Annotated in this window: 24 protein-coding genes, 1 tRNA gene and 1 pseudogene; 14 read left to right on the forward strand and 12 right to left on the reverse strand. The window is 71.5% G+C overall.

Annotated elements, in window-relative coordinates:
* The coding region (locus AOK03_RS19555) for a helicase HerA-like domain-containing protein (protein WP_055566617.1) at positions 1-1,465 on the reverse strand (1,465 nt) is incomplete at its 3' end.
* A gap of 231 nt (positions 1,466-1,696) precedes the next feature.
* Here AOK03_RS19555 and AOK03_RS19560 point away from each other — a divergent pair.
* Together AOK03_RS19560 and AOK03_RS19565 are read left to right on the forward strand one after the other, a co-directional pair.
* Positions 1,697-1,993, forward strand: a complete 297-nt coding sequence (locus tag AOK03_RS19560) for a type II toxin-antitoxin system VapB family antitoxin (RefSeq protein WP_003955420.1) — start codon at positions 1,697-1,699, stop codon at positions 1,991-1,993.
* A 101-nt stretch (positions 1,994-2,094) separates the two neighbouring features.
* Positions 2,095-2,748, forward strand: coding sequence for a LytR C-terminal domain-containing protein (locus AOK03_RS19565; RefSeq protein ID WP_079074832.1), 654 nt, complete (start codon positions 2,095-2,097; stop codon positions 2,746-2,748).
* A gap of 83 nt (positions 2,749-2,831) precedes the next feature.
* Here AOK03_RS19565 and upp read toward each other — a convergent pair whose 3' ends face one another.
* A complete protein-coding gene (gene upp / locus AOK03_RS19570) occupies positions 2,832-3,467 on the reverse strand; it encodes a uracil phosphoribosyltransferase (protein WP_055566600.1) in 636 nt (211 codons plus the stop codon).
* Between the two features lie 99 nt (positions 3,468-3,566).
* On the opposite strand from upp, the gene AOK03_RS43130 reads away from it, so the two are divergent.
* From AOK03_RS43130 to AOK03_RS19610, 9 genes are all read left to right on the forward strand, one after another.
* Complete coding sequence (locus AOK03_RS43130) at positions 3,567-3,737, forward strand: hypothetical protein (protein ID WP_167355623.1); 171 nt, start codon at positions 3,567-3,569, stop codon at positions 3,735-3,737.
* Positions 3,738-3,964: 227 nt separating this feature from the next.
* Positions 3,965-4,528: a tRNA adenosine deaminase-associated protein gene (locus AOK03_RS19575; RefSeq protein WP_055566601.1), complete on the forward strand. Its 564-nt coding sequence runs from the start codon at positions 3,965-3,967 to the stop codon at positions 4,526-4,528.
* A gap of 108 nt (positions 4,529-4,636) precedes the next feature.
* The gene (gene tadA, locus AOK03_RS19580; protein ID WP_055566618.1) at positions 4,637-5,068 is read left to right on the forward strand and encodes a tRNA adenosine(34) deaminase TadA; all 432 of its coding nucleotides are present in this window, start codon (positions 4,637-4,639) and stop codon (positions 5,066-5,068) included.
* Between the two features lie 70 nt (positions 5,069-5,138).
* Positions 5,139-5,226 (forward strand) — tRNA-Ser (locus AOK03_RS19585).
* A 419-nt stretch (positions 5,227-5,645) separates the two neighbouring features.
* On the forward strand, positions 5,646-5,825 hold the full coding sequence (locus tag AOK03_RS19590) for a hypothetical protein (protein WP_055566602.1): 180 nt from the start codon (positions 5,646-5,648) through the stop codon (positions 5,823-5,825).
* A 49-nt stretch (positions 5,826-5,874) separates the two neighbouring features.
* Positions 5,875-6,168, forward strand: a complete 294-nt coding sequence (locus AOK03_RS19595; RefSeq protein ID WP_055566603.1) for a Dabb family protein — start codon at positions 5,875-5,877, stop codon at positions 6,166-6,168.
* A 311-nt stretch (positions 6,169-6,479) separates the two neighbouring features.
* Entirely contained in the window at positions 6,480-7,361 is an 882-nt protein-coding gene (locus AOK03_RS19600) for an RNA polymerase sigma factor SigF (protein WP_055566619.1), read from the forward strand.
* A gap of 244 nt (positions 7,362-7,605) precedes the next feature.
* Complete coding sequence (locus tag AOK03_RS19605; RefSeq protein ID WP_055566604.1) at positions 7,606-8,469, forward strand: RNA polymerase sigma factor SigF; 864 nt, start codon at positions 7,606-7,608, stop codon at positions 8,467-8,469.
* Positions 8,470-8,585: 116 nt separating this feature from the next.
* Positions 8,586-9,377 carry a hypothetical protein gene (locus AOK03_RS19610; RefSeq protein ID WP_055566605.1) on the forward strand — a complete coding sequence of 264 codons (792 nt, stop codon included), beginning with the start codon at positions 8,586-8,588 and terminating at the stop codon, positions 9,375-9,377.
* Between the two features lie 185 nt (positions 9,378-9,562).
* Here the strand turns inward: AOK03_RS19610 and AOK03_RS19615 are convergent, their stop codons facing one another.
* The gene (locus tag AOK03_RS19615) at positions 9,563-9,766 is read right to left on the reverse strand and encodes a hypothetical protein (protein WP_055566606.1); all 204 of its coding nucleotides are present in this window, start codon (positions 9,764-9,766) and stop codon (positions 9,563-9,565) included.
* 174 nt (positions 9,767-9,940) lie between these two features.
* Between AOK03_RS19615 and AOK03_RS19620 the strand changes: the two genes are divergently transcribed.
* From AOK03_RS19620 to AOK03_RS19630, 3 genes are all read left to right on the forward strand, one after another.
* Positions 9,941-10,444 (forward strand): MarR family winged helix-turn-helix transcriptional regulator, encoded by a 504-nt coding sequence (locus tag AOK03_RS19620; RefSeq protein ID WP_055566607.1) that lies wholly within the window; start codon positions 9,941-9,943, stop codon positions 10,442-10,444.
* Positions 10,445-10,541: 97 nt separating this feature from the next.
* Positions 10,542-13,019 (forward strand): MFS transporter, encoded by a 2,478-nt coding sequence (locus AOK03_RS19625; RefSeq protein WP_055566608.1) that lies wholly within the window; start codon positions 10,542-10,544, stop codon positions 13,017-13,019.
* Positions 13,020-13,221: 202 nt separating this feature from the next.
* On the forward strand, positions 13,222-14,040 hold the full coding sequence (locus AOK03_RS19630) for a YceI family protein (RefSeq protein ID WP_055566609.1): 819 nt from the start codon (positions 13,222-13,224) through the stop codon (positions 14,038-14,040).
* Between the two features lie 8 nt (positions 14,041-14,048).
* Here the strand turns inward: AOK03_RS19630 and AOK03_RS19635 are convergent, their stop codons facing one another.
* The 9 genes and pseudogenes from AOK03_RS19635 to AOK03_RS19675 form a co-directional block, all read right to left on the reverse strand.
* A complete protein-coding gene (locus AOK03_RS19635) occupies positions 14,049-14,825 on the reverse strand; it encodes a TetR/AcrR family transcriptional regulator (protein WP_055566610.1) in 777 nt (258 codons plus the stop codon).
* A gap of 120 nt (positions 14,826-14,945) precedes the next feature.
* Complete coding sequence (locus AOK03_RS19640) at positions 14,946-16,448, reverse strand: DHA2 family efflux MFS transporter permease subunit (protein WP_055566611.1); 1,503 nt, start codon at positions 16,446-16,448, stop codon at positions 14,946-14,948.
* A gap of 97 nt (positions 16,449-16,545) precedes the next feature.
* Positions 16,546-18,687, reverse strand: coding sequence for a glycosyltransferase family 39 protein (locus AOK03_RS19645; protein WP_055566612.1), 2,142 nt, complete (start codon positions 18,685-18,687; stop codon positions 16,546-16,548).
* A complete protein-coding gene (locus tag AOK03_RS19650) occupies positions 18,684-20,087 on the reverse strand; it encodes a bifunctional glycosyltransferase family 2/GtrA family protein (protein ID WP_079074834.1) in 1,404 nt (467 codons plus the stop codon). The genes AOK03_RS19645 and AOK03_RS19650 overlap by 4 nt, the downstream gene beginning before the upstream one ends.
* Before the next feature lie 26 nt (positions 20,088-20,113).
* Positions 20,114-21,724, reverse strand: a complete 1,611-nt coding sequence (locus AOK03_RS19655) for a sensor histidine kinase (protein ID WP_055566613.1) — start codon at positions 21,722-21,724, stop codon at positions 20,114-20,116.
* A complete protein-coding gene (locus AOK03_RS19660; RefSeq protein ID WP_055566614.1) occupies positions 21,721-22,470 on the reverse strand; it encodes a response regulator transcription factor in 750 nt (249 codons plus the stop codon). The genes AOK03_RS19655 and AOK03_RS19660 overlap by 4 nt, the downstream gene beginning before the upstream one ends.
* 79 nt (positions 22,471-22,549) lie before the next feature.
* Positions 22,550-23,407, reverse strand: coding sequence for an amidohydrolase family protein (locus tag AOK03_RS19665; protein WP_055566615.1), 858 nt, complete (start codon positions 23,405-23,407; stop codon positions 22,550-22,552).
* 58 nt (positions 23,408-23,465) lie between these two features.
* Positions 23,466-23,810 (reverse strand): antibiotic biosynthesis monooxygenase family protein, encoded by a 345-nt coding sequence (locus AOK03_RS43470; RefSeq protein WP_055566616.1) that lies wholly within the window; start codon positions 23,808-23,810, stop codon positions 23,466-23,468.
* Positions 23,811-23,922: 112 nt separating this feature from the next.
* A pseudogene (locus AOK03_RS19675) lies at positions 23,923-24,384 on the reverse strand (DUF2797 domain-containing protein); the annotation flags it as partial.

Consider the following 24,384-nt stretch of genomic DNA (forward strand, 5'->3'; position numbering starts at 1 on the left):
CCCCAGCCCGACCCCTCTGGGGCTTCTCCTGAGCCTGGGCCTGAGCCGCCGCCTCCGCGTCCGCCTCCGCAGCCGCCGCCACCCTCTCCGCCTCCCGAGCCGTCAACCTCTCGTACGCCGACTCCCGGTCAACCGCCTCCGCGTACCGCGAATACAGCACCGACGCCCGCACAGCCGCCTCCAACGCCCCCGCCTCCACAGGCCCCATCAACGACTCCGGAGCCCGCAGCCGCGTCGCCGCGACCGGCGTGGGCGCCCCCTTCTCGCTGAGCACGGTGATCACGGCCTCACCCGTACCGATCCCGGTCAGGATCTCCTCCAGGTCGTACGCCGAATCGGGAAACGTCCGGACCGTCGCCTTCAGCGCCTTCTGGTCGTCGGGAGTGAACGCCCGCAGCGCGTGCTGGACGCGATTGCCGAGCTGCCCGAGCACGTCCGCGGGCACGTCCTTCGGCGTCTGCGTCACGAAGAAGACGCCGACACCCTTCGACCGGATCAGCCGCACGGTCTGCGTGATCGCTTCGAGGAAGGCCTTGGAGGCCCCGTTGAAGAGCAGATGCGCCTCGTCGAAGAAGAAGACGAGCTTCGGCTTCTCGACGTCGCCCACCTCCGGCAGGTCGTTGTAGAGGTCGGCCAGCAGCCACATCAGGAAGGTCGAGAAGAGCTGCGGCTTGTCCTGGACGTCGGCGAGCTCCAGTACGGACACGAGGCCCCGCCCGTCCGGCGCCAGCCGGAGGAACTCGCTCGTGTCGAACTCGGGCTCTCCGAAGAAGTCGCCCATGCCCTGCGCCTCGAAGGCGGTGAGCGCCCGCAGGATGACCCCGGCCGTCACGGTCGAGAGGCCGCCGATGCCCTTGAGCTCGGGCTTGCCCTCGTCCGAGGTGAGGAACGTGACGACCGCGCGGAGGTCCTTCAGGTCGACCAGTTCCAGCCCCTTCTGGTCGGCGTAGTGGAAGATCAGGCCGAGCGACTGCTCCTGGGTCTGGTTGAGCTGCAGCACCTTGGAGAGCAGCACGGGCCCGAAGCTGGTGATCGTGGCCCGGACCGGAATCCCCGTGCCGATGCCCCCGAGCGCGTAGAACTCGCTCGGAAACCCCGTGGCCTCCCACTCCTGCCCCACGTCCCCGGCCCGCTCGGCGACCTTGGCCCCCGCCTCGCCGGGGACGGAGATCCCCGAGACGTCGCCCTTGATGTCCGCGAGGAAGACGGGGACGCCCTGCGCGGCGAGCTGCTCGGCGATGAGCTGCAGGGTCTTGGTCTTGCCCGTGCCGGTGGCGCCGGCGACCAGCCCGTGGCGGTTGAGCATGGGCAGCGGAATGCGGATCTGTACGTCGGGCAGGCACTGCCCGCCCCACAGCAGCGCACCGAGTTCGAGAGCGGGCCCGGTGAAGGCGTACCCGGCGGCGATGTCCAAAGCCTCCCGAGGCAAAGCACTCCCCACACCCTGAGCGGCCTCCGCCCCCACCTCCGCCTCCGCGGAACCCCCGCCTCCGCCCGTCACCCCCACGACCGGCACAGACTCGTTCGGGCGGTTCGCACGGCCCGGCGTGGACGGAATCGACTGGCTCTCGCTCACTTCGGCCCCTGTTCCCGGCGGACGTGTTCCCGGTTTGACCCGATTTAAGGCGTCATTTCCCAGGGTCGCACTCCGTCGCCATGGCTGCGCCCGGAGAGCCTTGCCCGGTAGGCTTTCCGTGTGATCTTCAAGCGCATCGGAAACGGCCGGCCGTACCCCGACCACGGCCGGGAAAGCACCCGGCAGTGGGCGGACGTCGCGCCGCGCCCGGTCCGCCTCGATCAGCTCGTGACGACCAAGGGCCAGCTCGACCTGGAGACCCTGCTCGCCGAGGACTCGACGTTCTACGGCGACCTCTTCGCGCACGTGGTGAAGTGGCAGGGCGACCTCTACCTCGAGGACGGCCTGCACCGCGCGGTCCGCGCCGCGCTCCAGCAGCGCCAGGTGCTCCACGCGCGCGTGCTCGAACTGGGCTGACCCCGGACGACCGGGTCCGCATTGGCCCTTTCGGGTTGGACTGCCCCCCGGGTAATGATCATTTAGTAGGCATCGCCGCCCGGCCGCACTACGCTGCGCCCATGAGCATGCTCACTCCCCCCGGCATGGGCGGCAAGTACCGCATCACGGGGGACAAATATCCACGGATGCGCCGCCCCAGCGGTCGCCGCCGGATCGTGCTCGCGGTGATCGCGTCCGCCGCGGCCATCGGCCTGATCGGCTGGGGCACCCTGCAGCTCATCGACGTGTTCACGGGCGGCAGCAAGGCATCGGCCGCGGGCCGCGCGTCCGGGGACTGCGACCGCAAACCGGCCGCCGCCCCCTCGGAGTCGGCCCGGAAGCAGAAACCGCTGCCGAAGCCGAAGCAGATCACCGTCAACGTCTTCAACGCCACGCCCCGCGGCGGCCTGGCCAAGAGCACCGCCGACGAGCTGAAGAAGCGCGGGTTCACCATCGGCAAGGTCGGCAACGCGACGAAGGCGTACGACAAGAAGGTCAAGGGCACCGGGCTGCTGCTCGGCGCCGAGTCGGCCGCCGGGACCGCGATCCCGGTGCTCGGCACGCAGCTCGCCGGCGCCGAGCACAAGTCCGACGCCCGCAAGAGCGGCGACATCGACCTGGTCATCGGCGACCGGTTCAAGAACCTGGCCAAAAAAGAGGACGCCGACAAGGCCCTGGCCGCACTGGCCGAGCCCGAGCCGACGCCCACTCGCTCGAACAAAGAAAACTGCTGACACCGGCACCGCCCGGGACCACCCCAGAGCGAGCCGGCACTACGAGCTGCCGACTACCGAACTGCTGGCTGCCGAGCTGCTGACTACTCCGCGGTCCCGTACATCCGGTCGCCCGCGTCCCCGAGCCCCGGCACGATGTACCCCTGCTCGTTGAGCCGCTCGTCGACCGAGGCCGTCACGACCGTCACCGGTGTCCCCGCCAGCTCGCGCTCCATGATCTCGACGCCCTCCGGGGCGGCGAGCAGCACCACGGCGGTCACGTCGTCGGCGCCGCGCTTGATGAGCTCCTGGATCGCCGCGACGAGCGTGCCGCCGGTGGCGAGCATCGGGTCCAGGACGTACACCTGACGCCCGGAGAGGTCCTCCGGCATGCGCGTCGCGTACGTGGAGGCCTCCAGGGTCTCCTCGTTGCGGATCATGCCGAGGAAGCCCACCTCGGCGGTCGGCAGCAGCCGCACCATGCCGTCGAGCATGCCCAGCCCGGCGCGCAGGATCGGCACCACCAGCGGACGCGGGTACGACAGCTTGACGCCCGTCGTCCCCGTCACCGGGGTCTCGATGTCGACCTGCTCGGTGCGCACGTCCCTGGTGGCCTCGTACGCGAGCAGGGTGACCAGCTCGTCGGCGAGGCGCCGGAAGGTCGGGGAGTCGGTGCGCTTGTCGCGCAGCGTGGTGAGTTTGTGCGCCACCAGCGGGTGGTCGACGACGTGGATCCGCATGACATCAACAGTAACCGGGCCGGGCCCCCGCGCCTCTCGCTGGCATCAACACCGCCATCCGAGGGAAGGTGGTGACGTACGAACTGAGGTGGTGTGGCTATGACGGGGCACAGTCCGGAAGACGAGACCGACACCGAGCGCCGCAGGCGGCGCGCCCAGTTCCTGCGCGAACGAACCGAGGCCATCGAGCTCCGTGACCGCGTGAAGCCGCGCCGCGCACGGGCGGCACGCATGCGCCAGCAGATGCGCATGCGTACGTTCCGCTGGTAGCCGCCCGCTCGGCGGCGGGTCCGCGGCGGGTCCGGCGACAGGCCCACGAGGGCCCCGGAAAAACGCGACGCGGAACACAGCGGCCGGAAGACCTCTCCTGACGGCGCCGTTTCTGCCACGATTCCGAATGGGCGGGGGCTAGGTACCGAACTCCCCCGCTCCCCGACCTCGCCGGGGGGACCCCAAACCGCCAACCGGCACTGCCTATGACCAGTGGGAGAGTCACGGTGTACTTCGCCGCACTGCTCGCGCGCACCGAAGACGGGTGGGAAGCGAGCGACACGGAGCTCGACGATGTGGAGACCCTGTCGGATCTGGCCGACCTGGCCCGTGAAGCCACGGCCGATTACGACGACGACACGGTCCTCGTCTTCATCGAACAGGAAGACGCGTGGTTCGGCGTCGTCCGCGTGGACGGCGAGGAGGACCCTCGTATCTACGTGTCCGACGCGGCCGCGGCCGCCCGCAGCTCGTACGGGGAGATCCTGCTCACCGACGAGATGCTCGGCCGGGACCCGGACGACGACGGGGCGGACGACCTGGACGCCCTCGACCTCGACGGCACGGAGGACGGTGAACCCGAGGCCTCCGAGGCCGAGGCGGACCCGGACGCCGATGCCGACGCCGACACCGGTGCGTCGGGGGTGCCCTCGGGGCCGCTCGGCGACTCGGAGATCCTCGCCGACCTGGGCGTGCCCGAGAAGGCTCTGCTCGGCCTGGAGAGCGGCGACGCGCTCAACGAGATCGCCGACATCCTCGGAGCGGCGGAGGTGCTCGAGACCGTCCGCTAGGTTCCCGGTGTGAACGACCCGACCGACATCAGCACCCGACACGAACCGGTTTCCGGTCACGACCCCGATTCCGGTCACGATCCCGTACGCGACCGCTGGCGGGCGCCCATGCGGCTCGCTCTGGCCGAGGCCGAGCTGGCCGCCAAGGGCGGCGACGTCCCCGTCGGCGCCGTCGTGCTGTCCCCGGACGGCACGACGGTGCTCGCGACCGGGCACAACGAACGCGAGGCGACCGGTGACCCCACCGCGCACGCGGAGGTGCTCGCGCTGCGCAGGGCCGCCGCGGAGCTCGGCGCGTGGCGGCTGACGGGCTGCACGCTCGTCGTCACGCTGGAGCCGTGCACGATGTGTGCCGGTGCGCTCGTGCAGTCCCGCGTGGACCGGGTCGTCTACGGAGCGCGCGACGAGAAGGCGGGAGCGGCGGGCTCGCTCTGGGACGTCGTACGCGACAGAAGGCTCAACCACCGCCCCGAAGTCGTCCACGGGGTCCTCGCGGACGAGTGCTCCGCACAGCTGACGGACTTCTTCCGCGGCCGCTGAAGCAGGCTGAATCAAGAGGCGGCCCAAACGGATTTCAGTCCACGGCCCACCTTGGGCTAGAGTTCCTCTCGGTAGCGTGTCCGAGCGGCCGAAGGAGCTCGCCTCGAAAGCGAGTGAAGGGTAACCCCCTTCCGTGGGTTCAAATCCCACCGCTACCGCTCTTGATGCGAAGGGCCCGTCCTGAGGGACGGGCCCTTCGTCGTGCGCCGCGCGCCGTGCACATACGGAGAACCCCGGTGCCTGCGCGGCACCGGGGTTCTCTCCCGTCAGGACGGGGGAAGCGGCATCGGGGGGACAAGCCACTCCCCCCGACGAGGACAGGCCCTCAAGTCAGCGCCGCCGTCAGGGGGGAAGCAGACGGCGCGGACCCCGCAGTAGGGCCGGTCCCTCGCCCCGCGGATTCCTGCCAGATCCGCCGGGCTCACCACCAATCCTGCGCCTCGCGCCACCCGTGGAACGTCCGCAAAGGACCTCTGCTGCCGGGTCGTTGGTCCCTAAAAGCCCCGTGAATACGGTCCGGGTTAGACTCGCCGCCGTCACAGGGGTCACACGGGGCACGGCAAGGGGAGGCCAGATCGTGGCAGTGCAGTGGAAGAAGCTCGGCCTGTTCGCGCTGGTCGTCTTCGTGCTCTACGTGATCATCACCGACCCGGCCAAGGCCGCGGACTATGTGCAGATAGGCTTCGAAGGCGTCTCGAGCGCCGCTCAGAGCATCGGCGACTTCATGACGTGGGTCGCCAACGGAGGCAAGGACTGAGCGGTCGCCAAGACCGCCGAAGCCGCCCAGCCCTCTCCAAGGAGTGCCCGTGATCCGCCATCTGGTCCTCTTCAAGCTCAACGACGGCGTGCAGCGCGACGAGCCGCGCGTGGTCGAGGGCGTCCAGGCCTTCCGTGCCCTCGGCGAGCAGATCCCGGAGCTCACGTTCTGGGAGTGCGACTGGAACATCACCGACCGCCCCATCGCGTACGACTTCGCCATCAACTCGGCGGTCGAGGACGCCGATGCGCTGAAGCGGTACCTCGAGCACCCGGCCCACCAGGCGGGCGTCGCGCTGTGGCGCGAGTTCGCCACGTGGGTGATCGCCGACTACGAGTTCTGAGCCGCCGGACGCCGCCGGACGCCACCGTCCCGCACGGCCGACCCGCACGACCGCCTCGCACGACCGCTCCGCGCAGTCGCCCCCCCCTGAACGGCGAACGGCCCCGCACCGCCAACGGTGCGGGGCCGTTCCGCGTCGGGGCGCGGGCCTCAACTTGCCTTCAACACGTAGTTATCAGGTGCTTGCACACAGTGCACATGTCTTGTGATGCTATGACCGCTTTTGACGGATGAGTTGACCGACGTCGACCGCACGTCGACCGAGCTTGACTGTGCCTGACAGTGCCTGTCTGAGAAGGGGTGGCGTTGACCGTGCCGGCCAGTACTGCGCCCGAGGCGCCACCCGCGAAGGCCCCACCCGCGGAGGTCCCGCCCGCGAACGCTCCGCCCGCCAAGACCCCGCCCCCCAAGACCGTGGGCGGCGGAAGCACCCGCGGCGCGGACACCCGCGCCCTCACCCAGGTGCTCTTCGGCCAGCTCAAGGACCTCGAACCGGGCAGCCCCGAGCACGGCCGGGTGCGCGGCGCCCTCATCGAGGCCAACCTGCCGCTCGTGCGGTACGCGGCCGCGCGCTTCCGCAGCCGCAACGAGCCGATGGAGGACGTCGTCCAGGTCGGCACCATCGGCCTCATCAACGCCATCGACCGGTTCGACCCCGAGCGCGGCGTGCAGTTCCCGACCTTCGCGATGCCGACCGTGGTGGGCGAGATCAAGCGGTACTTCCGCGACAACGTCCGCACGGTCCACGTACCGCGGCGCCTGCACGAGCTGTGGGTGCAGGTGACCGGGGCGACCGAGGACCTCACCACCGCCTTCGGGCGCTCCCCGACCACCTCGGAGATCGCCGAGCGACTGCGCATCACCGAGGACGAGGTGCTCGCCTGCATCGAGGCCGGCCGCTCGTACCACGCGACCTCGCTGGAAGCGGCCCAGGAGGGCGACGGGCTGCCCGGCCTGCTCGACCGGCTCGGCTACGAGGATCCCGCACTCGACGGCGTCGAGCACCGCGATCTCGTACGCCACCTCCTGGTCCAACTGCCCGAGCGCGAGCAGCGGATCCTCCTCCTGCGCTACTACAGCAATCTGACGCAGTCACAGATCAGCGCCGAACTGGGCGTTTCCCAGATGCACGTGTCGCGACTGCTCGCCCGGAGCTTCGCACGCCTTCGGTCCGCAAATCGGATCGAGGCGTAACCGTATCGAGTGGAGTGCCGTCGGGGCTGTTCCCGACGGCGCTCTTTGCTGAAAAGCCCCAGACCCCCTCTTTCCTGCACGGATGTCACCCTTGTTTGTCGACAAGTAACTACAGCGTGTTGCCGACATGTGACATTCTGCTGGAACCGCGTTTGCCGTAGCCCCACCTCCGGTATTCAGGTGGAGGCTGCGTTCCTCCGACGGGAGCGCTCGCCGCGACCGTCCGCGACCTCAAGGGGGTGGCATGTCCGCAGACCAGGGCAGCTCGAAGGTGCTCACGCTCACGCTCGTCAAGAGCCCGAGCGAATCCGCGCCCGACGCGCTTCACAGCTCAACAGCCTCGGAAGCCATCGACACCCGGACCCTGTCCCGCTCCCTCTTCCTGCGGCTCGCCGCGCTCGACCAGGACAGCCCGGAGCGCATGTATGTGCGCGACACGCTCATCGAACTCAACCTCCCGCTCGTGCGGTACGCGGCAGCACGCTTCCGCAGTCGCAACGAACCGATGGAGGACATCGTCCAGGTCGGCACGATCGGCCTCATCAAGGCCATCGACCGTTTCGACTGCGAACGCGGCGTGGAATTCCCGACGTTCGCGATGCCGACCGTCGTGGGCGAGATCAAGCGCTTCTTCCGGGACACCAGTTGGTCGGTGCGCGTGCCGCGCCGGCTGCAGGAGCTGCGCCTCGCGCTCACGAAGACCAGCGACGAGCTCGCCCAGCGGCTCGACCGCTCGCCGACCGTGCCCGAGCTCGCCGCCGCGCTCGGCGTCTCGGAGGAGGACGTCGTCGACGGCCTCGCGGTGGGCAACGCGTACACGGCCTCCTCGCTCGACTCCCCGACCCCCGAGGACGACGGCGGCGAGGGCTCCCTCGCCGACCGCCTCGGGTACGAGGACACGGCGCTGGAGGGCGTGGAGTACCGCGAGTCCCTCAAGCCGCTGCTCGCCAAGCTGCCGCCGCGCGAGCGCCGCATCATCATGCTGCGCTTCTTCGCCAACATGACGCAGTCACAGATCGGCGAGGAGGTGGGCATCTCCCAGATGCACGTCTCCCGGCTGCTGACCCGGACGCTCGCGCAGCTGCGCGAGGGGCTCATCTCTGACTGACGGCGCGGACCGACCGCACGGGCAGTCGGCGCCGGCGGCCGGAGCCAACGCGCGCGTGCGTGGCCGGTGTTGCTGACGGGGTTCCTAATTGACGACCCGTCAGCCACACTGGCGCGATGCGACGTGGCGTACGGAACATGCTCGGTGCGGGTGCCGCCGCGCTCTGCCTCGGCGGCCTGCTGTCCGCCTGCGGCAACGACGGCGGCGACGGTTACGTGGCGACCGGCGCGGCCGGTGCGGCGCCCGAGCGGGCCCCGGGGAAGACCGTGGGGCCGAGCGGCGACGTGAAGCTGGTGCCGCTCGACAAGGGCGGCGACGGCGCGCGGACCGGCAAGGGAGACGGCGCCTCCGAGGCGCCCGCGGGCGGGGAGTCGTCCTCCTCGGCCGCGTCCCGTGGCGCAGGCGGCTCGGAGGGGAAGTCGCCCGCCGCGGACGAGAGTTCCGGGTCCGCGGACGCGCCCGCGTCCGGTGACGGCTCCTCCTCGGGTGACGGTCCGGGCCCCGGAAGCCCGTCGGCCCCCGGCACGGACGGTCCGGGAACGGGCGGCTCCGGCTCGGACGGACCCGGCACGCAGGACCCGAAGCCCGAGCCGCCGAGCGGGCCCGCCGCGCTCTCCGTCGGCGATCCCGAGCGGAAGCCCGCGGACAAGCGCTGGTGCGAGAAGGTGACCGTCGCCTTCCGCAACACCGGCGGCTCACCCGTGCGTTCGGGCACGGTCACCTTCGAGACGCACATCATCGGCGCGCTCGGCGTCGACTGGGCCACGGTCGAGTCGACCGTGAAGCTGCCGGTACCGATCGGCCCCGGGCAGAAGAAGGAGAAAACCTGGCCGGTATGCGTCGATGCGTGGCGGGTTCCGCTCGGCATGCACGTGGAGACGCAGGACGTCGCGGTGAAGTGGCGCTAGCCCCGTAGGGGGCCGGTATACGTCTGCGGGCGCGCTGTGGCCGCTCGCGCAGTTCCCCGCGCCCCTTGGGTCACCCGGCGTACCGAGCGCCGAAGGGGCGAGCACCTGGGGGCGCGGGGAACTGCGCGACCAGCCCCCACGCACCCGCACCCGGAACGGGTCCGCTCAAGCGCAGCCGCCCACGCTTACGCCAGCGCCAGCCACGCCACGCCCGCCACGACGGCGATCGCGACGATCACGCCGAGGATCAGGCCCACCCGCGGGCCGGAGGAAGAGGAAGCCGCCGCCGTCTGACGGCCCTGCGGCGACTCGTCGACGAAGGCGCGGAACATCTGCGTGCTGCCGGCGGGGTCGGGGTTGCCCTGGTTGCCCTGGGGGTTGTGTGCCATGGAGCAGGACCCTAGCGAATCCACCGCCATCGGCCCAACCCCCTCTGGCCAGGGACTTTACAAGCGGGGTCCCAGAGCTTTGCCGACTCTTTAGCCCGTTGGCCCGGTTTTAGTTTGCCTGCGGCAACCAACTGCTTCTATCGTTGCCCTAAGCAACAAAAAATTGGAGGTGCCGTGGCCGCGCAGCGTCAGTACGAGGAGCTGGCCCGACAGCTCAGCGCCATCGGTGCCGTGAAGCGTGGTCTCGGACGGGGTCTGCCGCACGACTGCCCCGCCGGATCCGCCGCCGTACTCATCCTGCTCGAACGCCACGGTGCGATGCGGATGAGCAGGCTCGCGGAGCTGCTCGCCGTCGACACGTCGGTGACCAGCCGCCACGTCGCCCATGTCGCGGACAAGGAGTGGATCGTCCGCGATCCCGACCCCGCCGACAAGCGCTCCCGGATCCTGCGGCTCACGCCCGAGGGCAAGGCCAAGGTGGACGAGCTCTCCGAGCTCTCCATCCGGACACTCACCCACTACTTGCACGACTGGACCGACGACGAGGTCGTCCAGCTCAGCACGCTGCTCGCGCGCCTGCGCGACAGCTTCGGGGACTGCCGCGCGGCTTCGGCCCGGCTGCCCCTCTCCCCCCACGACGTGCAGACCACGTCGGAGACCACCCGTACACCCGCGTAAGAAAAGGAAGTCCATGGCAACAACCACACCAGCCGGTGTGCGGGGCAGCCATGCCAAGCACGGAGCTCACCACGGTCACAACGGTGAGAACGCTCCGATGACGCACCGGCAGATCATGGAAGCGCTGTCCGGGCTGCTGCTCGGCATGTTCGTGGCGATCCTGTCGTCGACGATCGTCTCCAACGCCCTGCCCGAAATCATCGGCGACCTCGGCGGCGGCCAGTCCGCCTACACCTGGGTCGTCACCGCGTCGCTGCTCGCGATGACCGCGACGACGCCCCTGTGGGGCAAGCTCTCGGACCTCTTCAGCAAGAAGGCCCTGGTCCAGATAGCCCTGGTCATCTACGTCGGCGGCTCGGTCGTCGCCGGTCTCTCGCAGAGCGCCGGGATGCTGATCGCCTGCCGCGTCGTGCAGGGCATCGGCGTGGGCGGTCTCTCCGCCCTGGCGCAGATCGTCATGGCCGCGATGATCTCCCCGCGCGAGCGCGGGCGGTACTCCGGCTACCTCGGCGCGACCTTCGCCGTCGCCACCGTCGGCGGACCGCTGCTCGGCGGTGTCATCACCGACACCTCGTGGCTCGGCTGGCGCTGGTGCTTCTACGTCGGCGTGCCCTTCGCGATCATCGCGCTGATCGTCCTGCAGAAGACCCTGAAGCTCCCCGTCGTGAAGCGCGACGTGAAGGTCGACTGGGCCGGTGCCTTCTTCATCAGCGCCGCCGTCTGCCTGCTGCTCGTCTGGGTCACCTTCGCCGGTGACAAGTACGACTGGATGTCGTGGCAGACCGGCGCCATGGTCGGCGGTTCGGTCCTGCTCGGTCTGATCTTCGTGCTCGTCGAGTCCAAGGCGAGTGAGCCGATCATCCCGCTGCGGCTCTTCCGCAACCGCACCATCACGCTCGCCTCGCTCGCCTCGCTCTTCGTGGGTGTCGCGATGTTCGCGGGCACCGTCTTCTTCAGCCAGTACTTCCAGCTGGCGCGGGGCGAGTCCCCGACGATGTCCGGCGTCATGACCATCCCGATGATCGGTGGTCTGTTCGTCTCCTCCACCGTGTCGGGTCAGATCATCACCAAGACCGGCAAGTGGAAGGCCTGGCTGGTCTGCGGTGGCGTGCTGGTGACGGCGGGCCTCGGTCTGCTCGGCACCATCCGGTACGACACCGAGTACTGGCACATCGCGATCTTCATGGCCCTGATGGGTCTCGGCATCGGCATGATGATGCAGAACCTGGTGCTCTGCACGCAGAACCAGGTCGCTCCCGAGGACCTCGGCGCCGCCAGCTCCACCGTCACCTTCTTCCGCTCGCTGGGCGGTGCGATGGGTGTCTCGGCGCTCGGCGCGATCATGGCAACGCGGATCACCGACTACGTCAAGGACGGCATCGCCGACCTCGGCCCGAAGGCCGCGGCGCAGTTCGGCCACGGCGGCACCGGTGGCGGCGGCATCCCGGACCTCGAGAAGATCCCGGAGCCGTTCCGCTCGGTCATGGAGAGCGCATACGGACACGGCATCGCCGATGTCTTCCTCATCGCCGCTCCGATGGCGCTGATCGCCTTCCTGATCACGCTGTTCATCAAGGAGGTCCCGCTGCGGACGTCGGGCGCCATGGCCCAGGCCGCCGCGGAGACCACGGACGGCCCGGCTCCGGCCGACGCCGCGGCCGCCACGGCGCCCACGGCCGCCACGGCCACCGCCGAGCAGCCCGTGCTCGCCTCCGTCGCCACGGGGGCCGAGACCGGCCCCGAGGGCACACAGCGGCTCGCCGCGGTGGCGTCCGCCGCGCAGCCCGGCCCGGGTGAGCTCCCGCAGATCACGGGCGGCACACCGGTACGCGGCTTCGTCCGCGGCGCCGAGGGCGCGCCCGTCCCGCAGGCCGCCGTCACGCTGATCTCCCTCGGGGGACGACAGCTCGGCCGCTCGGTCGCCCAGGGCGACGGCTCCTACGCCGTCGACGCCCCGGCCGCCGGTTCGTACGTGCTCATCGCGTCGGCCGACGGGTTCCAGCCGCAGGCCTCCACGGTCGTCGTGGGCGAGGACGCCCTCGCGTACGACATCCTGCTCAGCGGCACCAGCGGGCTCAGCGGTCTGGTGCGGGACGCCGACAGCAAGCTGCCCGTCAGCGGCGCGATGGTCATCGTGACCGACGTGCGCGGTGACGTCCTCGCCACCGGACTCTCCGGCGAGCAGGGCGAGTTCACCTTCGCCGAGCTGGTCCCCGGCACCGTCACCATCGCGGTGAACGCCACGGGACACCGGCCGCTCGCGCTGCCCGTCGAGGTCGGCGGCACCGGGGTCACCCGGGTCGAGGTCGAGCTCAACTCCGGCGCGCAGGTGCTCGGCACCGTGCGGGCGGGCGGCTCGGCGCTGAACGACGCCCGCGTCACCCTCGTGGACGCGGCGGGCAACGTCGTCGCCACCGCGACCACCGGGGCGGACGGGGCGTACGCCTTCACCGACCTGGACAGCGGCGACTACACGGTCATCGCGACCGGATACCCGCCGGTGGCCACCGGCCTGACGGTGGCCGGCAGCGGCGTCGACGGCCACGACATCGAGCTCGCCCACCCGGGCGAGTGACCGGCCCCGGCCCGTGGCCGCGCCCCGAGCGGAGGCGCGGCCACGGGCCGGTCGCGGAAAGGGCCCCCGGGCCGGTGGTGGCATTCATGGCAGGGGACGGCCAGTCACCGACCGGCCCGGGGGCCGTCTGCTTGTTACAGCGTGAACTGAGCTTGGACTTTGGGGCTTTCCGCAGCGGGAAGCCCGGCAAGGAGTAAACGGGATGGCACTCAACGCTCGGATCCGGACGCGCGACGGATGGGCCGTGCCCCACGCCGTCGTCACGGTGACGGACATGACCGGGGCGCAGGTACTGCGGGCCGCCGCGGACGAGGAAGGCGTCGTACGGGACGGGACGGCCCTCGCGGCCGGGCCCTACACCGTCATCGTCACCGCCGTCGGGTACGCGCCCGTGGCGTCCACCGCGCTCGTCACGGCGAGCGGGCGGGCGGAGGTCGGCAACGTCGTCCTCGCCCGGCAGGGCGGCACCGAGCTGCCGCCGCCCGGCCCGTGGACCGTCGACCCGGCCCACTCGACGGTGGGCGCGGTCGCCCAGCACCTCGGGATCACCAGCGTGCACGGGCGGTTCACCGACTTCGGCGCGCGGATCGAGATCGCCGAGGACGTCGAGAAGTCGCGGGTCGAGGCGGTCATCCGGTCGGCCTCGATCGACACGGGCAACGGCATGCGGGACGGCCACCTGAAGTCGGCGGACTTCCTGGACGTCGAGCAGTACCCGGAGATCACGTACCGCTCCACCGGGCTGACGCCCGCCGGGACGGACCGGTGGACGGTCCACGGCGAGCTCGGCATGCACGGGGTCGTGCGGCCGGTGGACCTGGACCTGAGCTACCTGGGGACCGGGGCCGACCCGTGGGGCGGCACGCGTGCGGCCTTCCGGGCCACGGCGGAGCTGCGGCGCGACGACTTCGCGATGAACTACAACCAGGTGGTGCAGGCGGGCATCTCGGCGATCGGCACGACGCTGAAGGTGACGCTGGACATCCAGGCCGTGCAGGGGGAGGTCCTGCCGCAGGCCTAGGGCCCGTCCTAGGGGTTCTTGGCCAGGAGGGATTCGATGCCCGCGATCATCAGGTCCAGAGCGATCGTGAAGTCGCGGGCCCACATCTCCTCGACCGTGTCCCCCGCCCGCGCCGCCATGAGCTCGTCCGCACTCTCCAGCAGCCCGTGCGTGGCGAGCTCGTCGCGGACCGTGCCGACCGCCTCTCGGTAGTACGCCTCCTGGGACATCCCCGCCTCCGCGCACCGCGCGCGAAAGTGGCCCTCGATGGTCCCGAAGCCGTACACGAACTGGAAGACCGCCGAGATCGCGCCGTTCTGCGTGTACGCGGGCAGCCCCGTGTTCCGTACCGCGTTCTGGATCGCGAGCGCGAAGGCCAGCCAGTTGGGGCCGATGTTGAGGAAGCGGCCGACCAGCGGCGACACCCAGGGGTGCCGGATGAGCGCCGCGCGGTACTCGTCGGCCAGGGCGCGGAGCTGGTCGCGCCACTCCTTTGGGGACGTCTCCGTGTCGGGGAGCCGCATCTCGCCGCACACCGCGTCCAGGGCGAGCTCCAGGAGGTCGTCCTTGGTGTCCACGTACCAGTAGACGGACATCGCCGTGACGTTCAGTTCACCGGCGAGCCTGCGCATGGAGAACTTGTCGAGGCCCTCCGCGTCCAGGAGCCGGACCGTGGCCTGCGTGATGCGGTCGCGGTCGAGGCCGCTCGGCTGGTCGACCTTGCGGCCGCCGCCGCGTGGCGCCTTGTCCTGCAGCCAGACACTCGTCTTCGCCGCGTTCTTCGTGCGGCCGGCTGCCTTCGCCATGGCGCACCTTCCTCGTTGGTCCTCGGGCCTGGAGAGGCTCTCTCGTCTCCGGGTGGGCGGCGTGGGGAGGCCGAGCAGCCCGGACTCAACCGGAGTCGGGCCATCCGGCTCCCCCTGATGCTATGCCGCTGTCTTACCCACGGAGTCTGCCCTCTCTGCCCTGCGCAGCAACGCGGCTGCCAGGACACCTCCGACGAACACCGCCGCCGCGCCGACGAGCTGGCTCGTCTCCAGGCCGGAGGAGAACGCGTCGGCGATCCGTTCGCGTTCGCCCGCCGACTTCGCCGCGGCCATGGCCGCCGGGAACGAGGCGGCGGAGACCGCGACGAGGGAGGCGAAGCGGGAGTTGAGGACCGCGCCGAGGACGGCGACGCCGAGACCGTTGCCGAACTCCGCGAGCGTGCCGTTGATGCCCGCGCCCACGCCCGCCTTCTCCGGCGGGATGGCGCTCATGATGGCGTTGGCCATCGCAGGCATGGCGAGCGCGATGCCCGCGCCCATCACGATCAGGCCGAACAGCAGGCCGTTGTAGTTGTCGCCGCCGAGCAGCGCTATGGCCGCGAGGCCCGCCGCGAGCAGGCTCATGCCGGACGCGATCGTGACGGGCGTGCCCATCTTGGCGTGCAGCTTCGCGCCGACGCCCGCCAGGTTCAGGGCCACGATGGTCACCGCGAGCGGTGCCGTGCGCAGCCCTGCCTCCAACGGCTCGTACCCGAGCACGAACTGCAGGTGCTGGGTGAGCAGGAAGAGCGATCCGCTCAGGCCGAAGGCGACCAGGATGGCGCCCGCCACGGCGCCGACGAAGCGCTGGTTGCGGAAGAAGTGCATGTCCAGCATCGGGTACGGGATCCGCAGCTCCCAGAGCGCGAACGCGCCGAGGACCAGCACGCCGATCGCCGCGGAGACGAGGACCTGTCCCGACGTCCAGCCGTGCTCGGGGCCGGAGATGATCGCGTAGACCACCGAGGCCATGCCGATCGTCGAGAGCAGCGCGCCGAGCAGGTCGGGGCGGTCGCCCTGCGGGTTCTTGGACTCCGGGACCAGCTTCAGGACCGCGACGAGACCGAGCAGCGCCACGGGGATGTTGATCAGGAAGATCGAGCCCCACCAGAAGTGGTCGAGCATGAAGCCGCCGAGCAGCGGACCGGCCGCGAACCCGAGGGAGTTGATGGTGGCCCAGAGGCCGATCGCCTTCACGCGCTCCGCGTCGTCGAAGATCTGCACGACGACCGCGAGCGTGGTCGTCATGAGGAGCGCGCCGCCGATGCCCATGCCCGCGCGGGCGGCGATGAGCTGTGCGGAGCTCTGGGCGAGGCCCGCGGCCAGCGAGCCGATGCCGAAGAGGGCGAGGCCCGCCGCGAGCAGCTTCTTGCGGCCGTAGCGGTCGGCGGCGCTGCCCGCGGTGAGCAGCAGGCCGGACTGGACCAGCGAGTACGCGTTGATCATCCACTGGATGTCGGACGTCGACGCGTCCAGCTCCCGGGTGAGGGAGGGGATCGCGACGCTCAGGACGGTGTTGTCGAGCAGCACGGTGAGCTGGGCCAGGCAGATGACGCCGAGGATCAGCCAGCGCTGCGGGTGCCTCTGCGAGGCGGCGGGGGTCTCGGCGGTCGTTGCCGTCATGCAGCCCTCCCTTTCCGGGTTTCTCTTCTACGGTGTACGAGGCGGTAGTGCGACGTACACCGTAGAGCAATTCCCGTACGGCGTACAAGAGAGTTTCCTAGCGCGGCTGGGTGAGGTCGTAGAACGTGGCGCTGCCGACCGTGACCTTCTTGTACGTGGACTCCACCCAGGAGGTGATCGCGGAGGAGGTTCCGTCGCCGCCCATGCCGCCTCCGCCGCCGGCGCCGCCAGCGCCGCTCGCGATGAAGTAGTGGATGTCGCCGTCCGCCACGTACTTCTTGAACTGCGCGAGCGTCGGTGACGGGTCGCTGCCGTTGAAGCCGCCGATCGCCATCACCGGTTCGCCGGTGGCCAGTTGGTAGCTGGCCGCGTTCTGGGAGCCGATGGCCGCCGCGGCCCACGTGTAGTCACCGGCGTCCGCCTCCAGGAGCCTCTCGGCCTTGGCGGAGACCTGCGCGCCGTTCAGCAGGCCGCCCATGCCGCCTCCCGCGCCGCCGCGCTTGCCGCCACCCTGTGGGGCGGTGCCGCCCTTCCCGTGCTGCCCGGGGGCGTTGCCGGGGCCGTTGCCGCCGGGGCCGTTCCCAGGACCTTTGCCGTTGCCCGGAGGCTGTGCGGTGCCGCCGCCCGGCTGCCGCATCCCGCCGCCGTCACCGCCCTGGCCGCCCGGACCACCCGGACCGCCGCCGCCCCGGGGCCCGCCCATGCCGCCCATGCCGCCCGCCGAAGCCGGACCCGCCGTCACGATCGACCCCGTGTGCGCGCTGTCCACCGTCGACAGGGTGTAGGCCACCGGGCCCGCCAGTGACGCCGCGAGGCCCAGACCGACCGCGGCCAGCGCCAGACGGCGGCCGAGGCGGCCCACCACCAGCAGGCCCACCGCCCCGACCAGACCTCCGACGAGCACTGCCCAGCGCAGCCAGGGCAGGTAGTCCGAGACCCTGCCGAGCAGCACGTACGCCCAGACCGCCGTGCCCGCGACCGTCACTCCGAGCGCCGCGCCCGCCCACCGCGAGGCGCGCTCCTCCCACAGGACCGTGGCGCCCATGCCGACGAGCGCGGCGATGTAGGGGGCCAGGGCCACCGTGTAGTACTGGTGGAAGATCCCCGCCATGAAGCTGAAGACCGCCGCGGTCATCAGGAGCGAGCCGCCCCACGCCACGAACGCCGCCCGCGCGGTGTCCGTGCGCCGTGCCTTGCGGGTGAGGACGAGGCCCGCCACGAGGAGGATCAGCGCGGCGGGGAGCAGCCACGAGATCTGGCCGCCGATCTCGGAGTCGAACATCCGGCCGAGGCCGGTCTCGCCCCACTGACCGCCGCCGCCGCGGGGACCGCCCCCGCCCACGCTGCCGGTCTCCTCTCCGTTGATGCGGCCGAGGCCGTTGTAGCCGAAGGTCAGCTCCAGGAAGGAGTTGTTCTGCGAGCCGCCGATGTACGGGCGCGAGGACGCGGGCCATAGTTCGACGATCGCCACCCACCAGCCACCGGCGACGAGCATCGCGCCCGCCGACAGGGCGAGTTGGCCGAAGCGCCTGCGCGGCCGCACCGGCGCGCACACCGCGTAGAGGACCGCGAGCGGCGGCAGGATCAGGAACGCCTGCAGCGTCTTGGTGAGGAAGGCGAGGCCGACCGCGACGCCCGCCCACACCAGCCACTTGGTGCGGCCGTGCTCCAGGGCGCGCAGGACGCAGTACACCGTGACCGTCATCAGGAGCGCGAGCAGCGCGTCCGGGTTGTTGAAGCGGAACATCAGCGCGGCGACGGGCGTGAGCGCGAGGACCGCGCCCGCGATCAGTCCCGCGGCCGCGCTGAACCGGCGCCGCACCGCCGCGTAGAGAACGCCGGTCGTGGCGACCCCCATCAGGACCTGGGGAACCAGCACCGCCCAGGAGTTGAGGCCGAAGAGGCGTACGGAGAGCGCCATCGGCCAGAGCGACGCCGGGGGCTTGTCGACCGTGATCGCGTTGCCCGCGTCGAGCGAGCCGAAGAAGAGGGCCTGCCAGCTCTGGCTGCCGGCCTGGACGGCCGCGGAGTAGAAGGAGTTGGCGTAGCCGGACGCGCTGAGGTTCCAGAGGTAGAGGACCGCGGTGGCGAGCAGCAGGCCGAGCAGCGCGGGGCGCGCCCAGCGGGGGTCGTCGGGACGGCCGCGCCAGAGGCGGGCGGCCAGGACGCCGGGGCGCCGGTGCGCGGCCCCGTCGGGAGCCGCCCGGAGCGGCGCCGGTGTGGGGGAGGTGGTCGTCATCGGGCGTTCCTCGGGTCGTGGGGTGCGGTCACGTCGCGGGTGGGGTTCTGGAGGTCGCAGGTGGGGTTCTGGAGGCCGTACGCGGGGTTCTGGAGGTCGTGCGCGTGCGTGATGTCGTAGGTGGGGGCGGGCGCCGGAGCCGTTCCTTCCGGAGAGGTCTCGCGGCGGTCCGCGAACACCCACGCCCGCAGCAGCAGGAACCGCAGCACCGTCGCCGCGAGGTTCGCCGCGACCAGGACCGCGAGCTCCGTGGAGTGCGCGGGGTCGCCCGACGCCGCGCCGAGCGCCGCGAGGGAGCCGCTGGTCAGGGCGAGGCCGATGCCGAAGACGACGAGTCCCTGCGCCTGGTGGCGGACCGCGCGGTCCCGGCCGCGCACGCCGAAGGTGAGCCTCCGGTTCGCTGCCGTGTTGGCCACCGCCGACACCAGGAGGGCGAGCGCGTTGGCCGCCTGCGACCCCGTGAACGTACGGAAGCCGCTGTAGAGGAGCAGGTAGCAGAGGGTCGAGAGGGCGCCGACCACGCAGAAGCCGACGAGCTGGCGGGCGAGGCCGCCGGGGACGCCGGTGAGCTGCCGGTCGCGCGGATCGTCGCCGAAGGGGCGCGCCAGCCGGTCGAGCGGCAGCGCGCCCACGGCGAGCGCGCGGCCCACCCGCCACACGCCCTTGAGGTCGTCCGTGGCCGTCCGCACCAGATGGACCGTGGAGTCCGGGTCGTCGACCCAGTCGACCGGCACCTCGTGGATGCGCAGCCCGGCGCGCTCGGCGAGGACGAGCATCTCGGTGTCGAAGAACCATCCCGTGTCCTCGACCAGCGGCAGCAGCACCTGGGCCACATCGCCGCGGATCGCCTTGAACCCGCACTGGGCGTCGGAGAAGCGGGCGTGCAGCGAGCCGCGCAGGATGAGGTTGTACGCGCGGCTGATGAACTCCCGCTTGGGCCCGCGCACCACCCGCGAGCTGCGTGCGAGCCGCGAGCCGATCGCCAGGTCCGAGTGGCCGGAGATCAGCGGGGCGACCAGCGGGAGCAGCGCGTTGAGGTCGGTGGAGAGGTCGACGTCCATGTAGGCGAGGACGGGCGCGTCGGAGGCGGACCAGACGGCGCGCAGCGCCCGGCCGCGCCCCTTCTGGTCGATCCTGACGTGCCGGACCTCCCGTACGGAGTCGGCGAGTTCGGCGGCGACCCGCGGGGTGCGGTCCGTGGAAGCGTTGTCCGCGACGGTGATGCGGAAGGGGTAGGGGAAGGTGCGGGTGAGGTGGTCGTGCAGGCGCAGGACGCACGGCCCGAGGTCCTTCTCCTCGTTGAAGACCGGGATCACGACGTCCAGGACGGGCACGTCGCGCCAGGTGGCGGGGAGGTGGTCCCGAGACGGCAGGATGTCCGAGGGAGAGTCGGTTCGCATGCGACCGACGTTCGCCAAGTGGTCTGTCAGGGCTGTGTGGTGAGCCTGTGGTCCGGCTGTGAGGTGGCGGGCGGAGTGTGTGAGGCGGCGGGCGGAGTGTGTGAAGCGGCGGGCGGCGCGCTTCCGGCCGCCGGGAGCGCGACGACGAACACCGTGCGCCCCGGCACGCTCTCGACGGTGACCGTGCCGCCGTGCGCGGTCACGATGGCGCGGACGAGCGCGAGGCCGAGGCCCGTCGAACCGGCCTGCCGCGACCGGGAGGCGTCCCCGCGGGCGAACCGTTCGAAGACGGCGGGCAGGAGGTCGGCCGGAATGCCGGGGCCGTCGTCCTGCACCTCCAGGCGGACGCCGGGCCCGTCCCGTCGCACGCGGGCCGTGACGGTCGTGCCCGGCGGGGTGTGGGTGCGGGCGTTGGCGAGGAGGTTGACGACGACCTGGTGCAGGCGTGCGCCGTCGGCGCTCACCAGGGCGGGCTCGTCGGGGAGTTCGAGGCGCCAGTGGTGGTCGGGCCCGGCGGCCCGCGCGTCGCTGACGGCGTCGACGACGAGCGGCGCGAGATCGGTGCTCCGGTACGAGAGCGGCTGCTCCGCGTCGAGCCGCGCGAGCAGCAGCAGATCCTCGACGAGGCCGGTCATCCGCTCGGCCTCGGACTCGATCCTGCCGAGGGCGTGCCGGGTGTCGGGGCCGGTCGGCTCCCGCCCGCGGCGGGTCAGTTCGGCGTATCCGCGGATGGAGGCGAGCGGTGTCCGCAGCTCGTGGCTGGCGTCCGCGACGAACTGCCGCACCCGTGTCTCGCTGTGCTGGCGCGCGTCCAGGGCGGAGTGGACGTGGTCGAGCATGCGGTTGAGCGCGGCGCCCACCTGCCCGACCTCCGTGCGCGGGTCGGCGTCGGGGGCGCGCTCGTGCAGGGCCACCTCGCCGCTGTGCAGGGGGAGCTCGGCGACCCGGGTGGCCGTGCGCGCGATCCTGCGCAGCGGGCGCAGCGCGACGCCGACCATGGCGGCTCCGGCGAGCGAGGCGGCGACGAGGCCCGCCGCGGTGACGCAGACCTCGACGACGATCAGGGTGTTGAGGGTGTTCCGCACCTTGGCGGTCGGCAGTCCGACGAGGAAGTCGCCCTTGTGCCCGCTCGTGTACGTCACGCGGTACTCGCCGAGCCGCGGGATGTCGACGTTGTGCGCCTGCCCGTCCCTCGGTACGTCGGCGAGCGCGGCCAGCTGCGCCGCGTCCAGCTCCGTGGCGTCCGGCACCGTGCCGCCGCCGTCGTCCTCGGTGCTGACGAGCGCGCGCCCGACCGAGCCGTCCCGGCCCACCTCGGCGCCGACGGCCCCGATCTCCTGCGGGCCCCGGGTGACGAAGTCCAGCGGATCGTCCTGGGTGCCGGGGCCCTGGCCGGGCCCCGGCGGCAGCTTGTCGCCGCCCGGCGCGACGGCGGGCCCCGCCGCACGCTGCGCGACCCCGCCGACCGCGCCGTCCAACTGCTCGTACAGATGGGACTTGAGGGCGATGGTGGTGACGACCCCGATGACCGCGCACACCACGGCGATGAGCGCGACGGCGGAGAGGACGAGCCGCGTACGGAGGGTGCGCGGCCGCTGCCGCCGTCCGGCGAGCCGCCGCTGAAGGGCCGGGCTCACGAAGGTACGGGCACCGCGGACTTGATCAGATACCCCGCCCCGCGCCGCGTGTGGATCATCGGTTCGCGGCCCACGTCGATCTTCCTGCGCAGGTAGGAGATGTAGAGCTCGACGACGTTGGCCTGGCCCCCGAAGTCGTAGTTCCACACCCGGTCCAGGATCTGCGCCTTGCTGAGCACGCGCCGCGGATTGCGCATGAGGTAGCGCAGCAGCTCGAACTCGGTGGCGGTCAGATGGATGGAGTCCCCGCCCCGCGTCACCTCGTGGCTGTCCTCGTCGAGGGTCAGATCGCCGACGACCAGCGTCGACTCGCTGCGCTTGTCGGCGGCGCCGGCCCGCCGGATCAGCCCGCGCAGCCGCGCCACCACCTCTTCCAGGCTGAACGGCTTGGTGACGTAGTCGTCGCCGCCCGCGGTGAGCCCGGCTATGCGGTCCTCGACCGCGTCCTTCGCGGTCAGGAACAGCACGGGCACGTCCGGCATCTCCCGGCGCAGCCTGCCGAGCAGGGAGAGCCCGTCCATGTCGGGCAGCATCATGTCCAGCACCACGGCGTCGGGCCGGAACGCACGCGCGGCCCGCACCGCGCCCGCGCCGTCGCCCGCGCTGCGGATCTGCCAGCCCTCGTAACGCAGGGCCATGGACAACAGCTCGGTGAGCGACACCTCGTCGTCGACGACGAGCACGCGGACGGGGCTCCCGTCCGCCCTGAGCAGTTCGGTACGCGCCTGGGGCGTGGTCGTGGTCATGCCCCACACCCTGCGCGGCGCCCCTGAGAGCACTCTTGCGCGAACCTGTGAATTCCCTGAGAAACCGCGGCCGGTCCGCCTACCGCACGCCGAACAACCCGGAGGCGTTCCCGTACAGCACCCCGCGCAGCCACGCGTCCCCGAGCCCCAGCCGCTCCAGGGACTCCAGCTGGTGGATGTACGGGTAGGGGATGTTGGGGAAGTCGCTCCCCAGCAGCACCCGGTCCCCCAGGTCGGCGAGGTGCCCGAGCTCCGCCGCCGGGAACGGCATGAGCCCCTCGCTGAAGTCGGTGAAGGCCATGGTGGTGTCCAGGCGCACCTCGTCGTACCGCTCCGCGAGCGCGAAGAACTCGGCGTACTCGGGCATCCCCATGTGCGCCACCACGAGCCGCAGCCGCGGATGCCGCGCGAGGAGCCGCCCGACCGGCTCGGGCCCGGTGTGCTTGCCGGGCTCGGGACCGGACCCGCAGTGCATCACGACGGGCACCCCGGCCTCGGCGAGCAGCCCCCAGACCCCGTCGAGCAGCGGGTCGTTGGGGTCGTAGGCCCCCACCTGCACATGGGACTTGAAGACCCGCGCCCCCGCCTCGACGGCCTCCCGCACATAACGGTCCGCGCCCGGCTCGGGGTAGAAGGTCGCGGTGTGCAGACATCCGGGCGTGCGCCGCGCGAAGTCGACGGACCAGCCGTTCAGCCACTGGGCCATGCCCGCCTTGTGCGGATAGAGCATCGAGGTGAAGGCCCGCACCCCGAACTCCCCGAGCAGCGCGACCCGCCGCTCCTCCTCGTGCCGGTAGGTGATGGGCCACTCCACCGTGCCCGACGCCCCGTAGGAGTCGAAGTACGCCCACACCTTCCGCAGCACGCGCTCCGGCATGAAGTGCGTGTGCACGTCGATGAGCCCGGGGAGCCCGAGCCGCTCCCAGAACCCCCGCACCCGGACGGCTTCCGCTACCGCACCGCTCTCTGCGGTCCCGCTGCTCCCGCTGCCCCCGCTACTTACGCACAAAGCCGTAGCCCCTCTCGACCTTGGCGACGTGCACGACGTACTTCTCGTACCACTCCTCGCGTCCGCGGCGCTGGGCCGCCTGGTGCTCCAGGTTGCTCCGCCAGGCCTTGATGGACTCCTCGTCCCGGAAGTACGAGACGGTGATGCCGATGCCTCCCGGCGTGCGGGCCGACTCGGTGCCGAGGAACCCCGGCACGTCCGCGACGAGCTCGTCCATGCGGTCGGAGGTCTCTCCGTAGCCGTTGTCCCCCTCGGTGCGCACGGAGGTGAAGATGACGGAGTAGTAGGGCGGTTCGAAGGGTCCGACAGGACCTGTGGCGTGATCACTCATGTCGCCACATTCGGGCTCCCACCGCACCGGCGTCCACCCCTCCGGGCGATCTCTTGCCCAACGGTCGAGCGGACTTGACCATTCGGTCAGAGAAACCGGTCGGAAGAGCCGGTCAGAAGAGTCCGTCCTGCTCGGCGCCGCCGCCCGCGGGCTCCACGGCCCGCACCGGCACGCTCACGCCCGCCCCCGCGCCGGACGCCACCAGCGCCCACCCCACGAGCACGCGCGTATCGACGACGAGGACGCTCCCGTCCGCGACCGCCAGCTGCAGGTCGGGCCCCGCGGCGGCGACCAGCCGCCCCGCGACCGCCCCGCCGTCGACCAGCTCCCGCACCACCCCGTCCGCCGCCGGACCACCGTGCGCGCCGAGCCCGAACGCCCCCGCATGGTCGACGGCCTCGAACGGCACCCGCTCCAGCGCCTCGGCCCACCCGTCGAGCGACACGGCCCGCCCGTAGAGCACCGCGAGCTCCCGGTCCCGCTCCGCCCGTACCAGAAGAGCCCCGCGGACCCCGCGCCTGCGGGCGTACGGCACCCGGTCCGGAACCCCGAGCGCGGCCCGCAACAGCTCCTC

The sequence above is a fragment of the Streptomyces atriruber genome, assembly GCF_001418325.1.
In the GTDB taxonomy this organism is placed as follows: domain Bacteria; phylum Actinomycetota; class Actinomycetes; order Streptomycetales; family Streptomycetaceae; genus Streptomyces; species Streptomyces atriruber.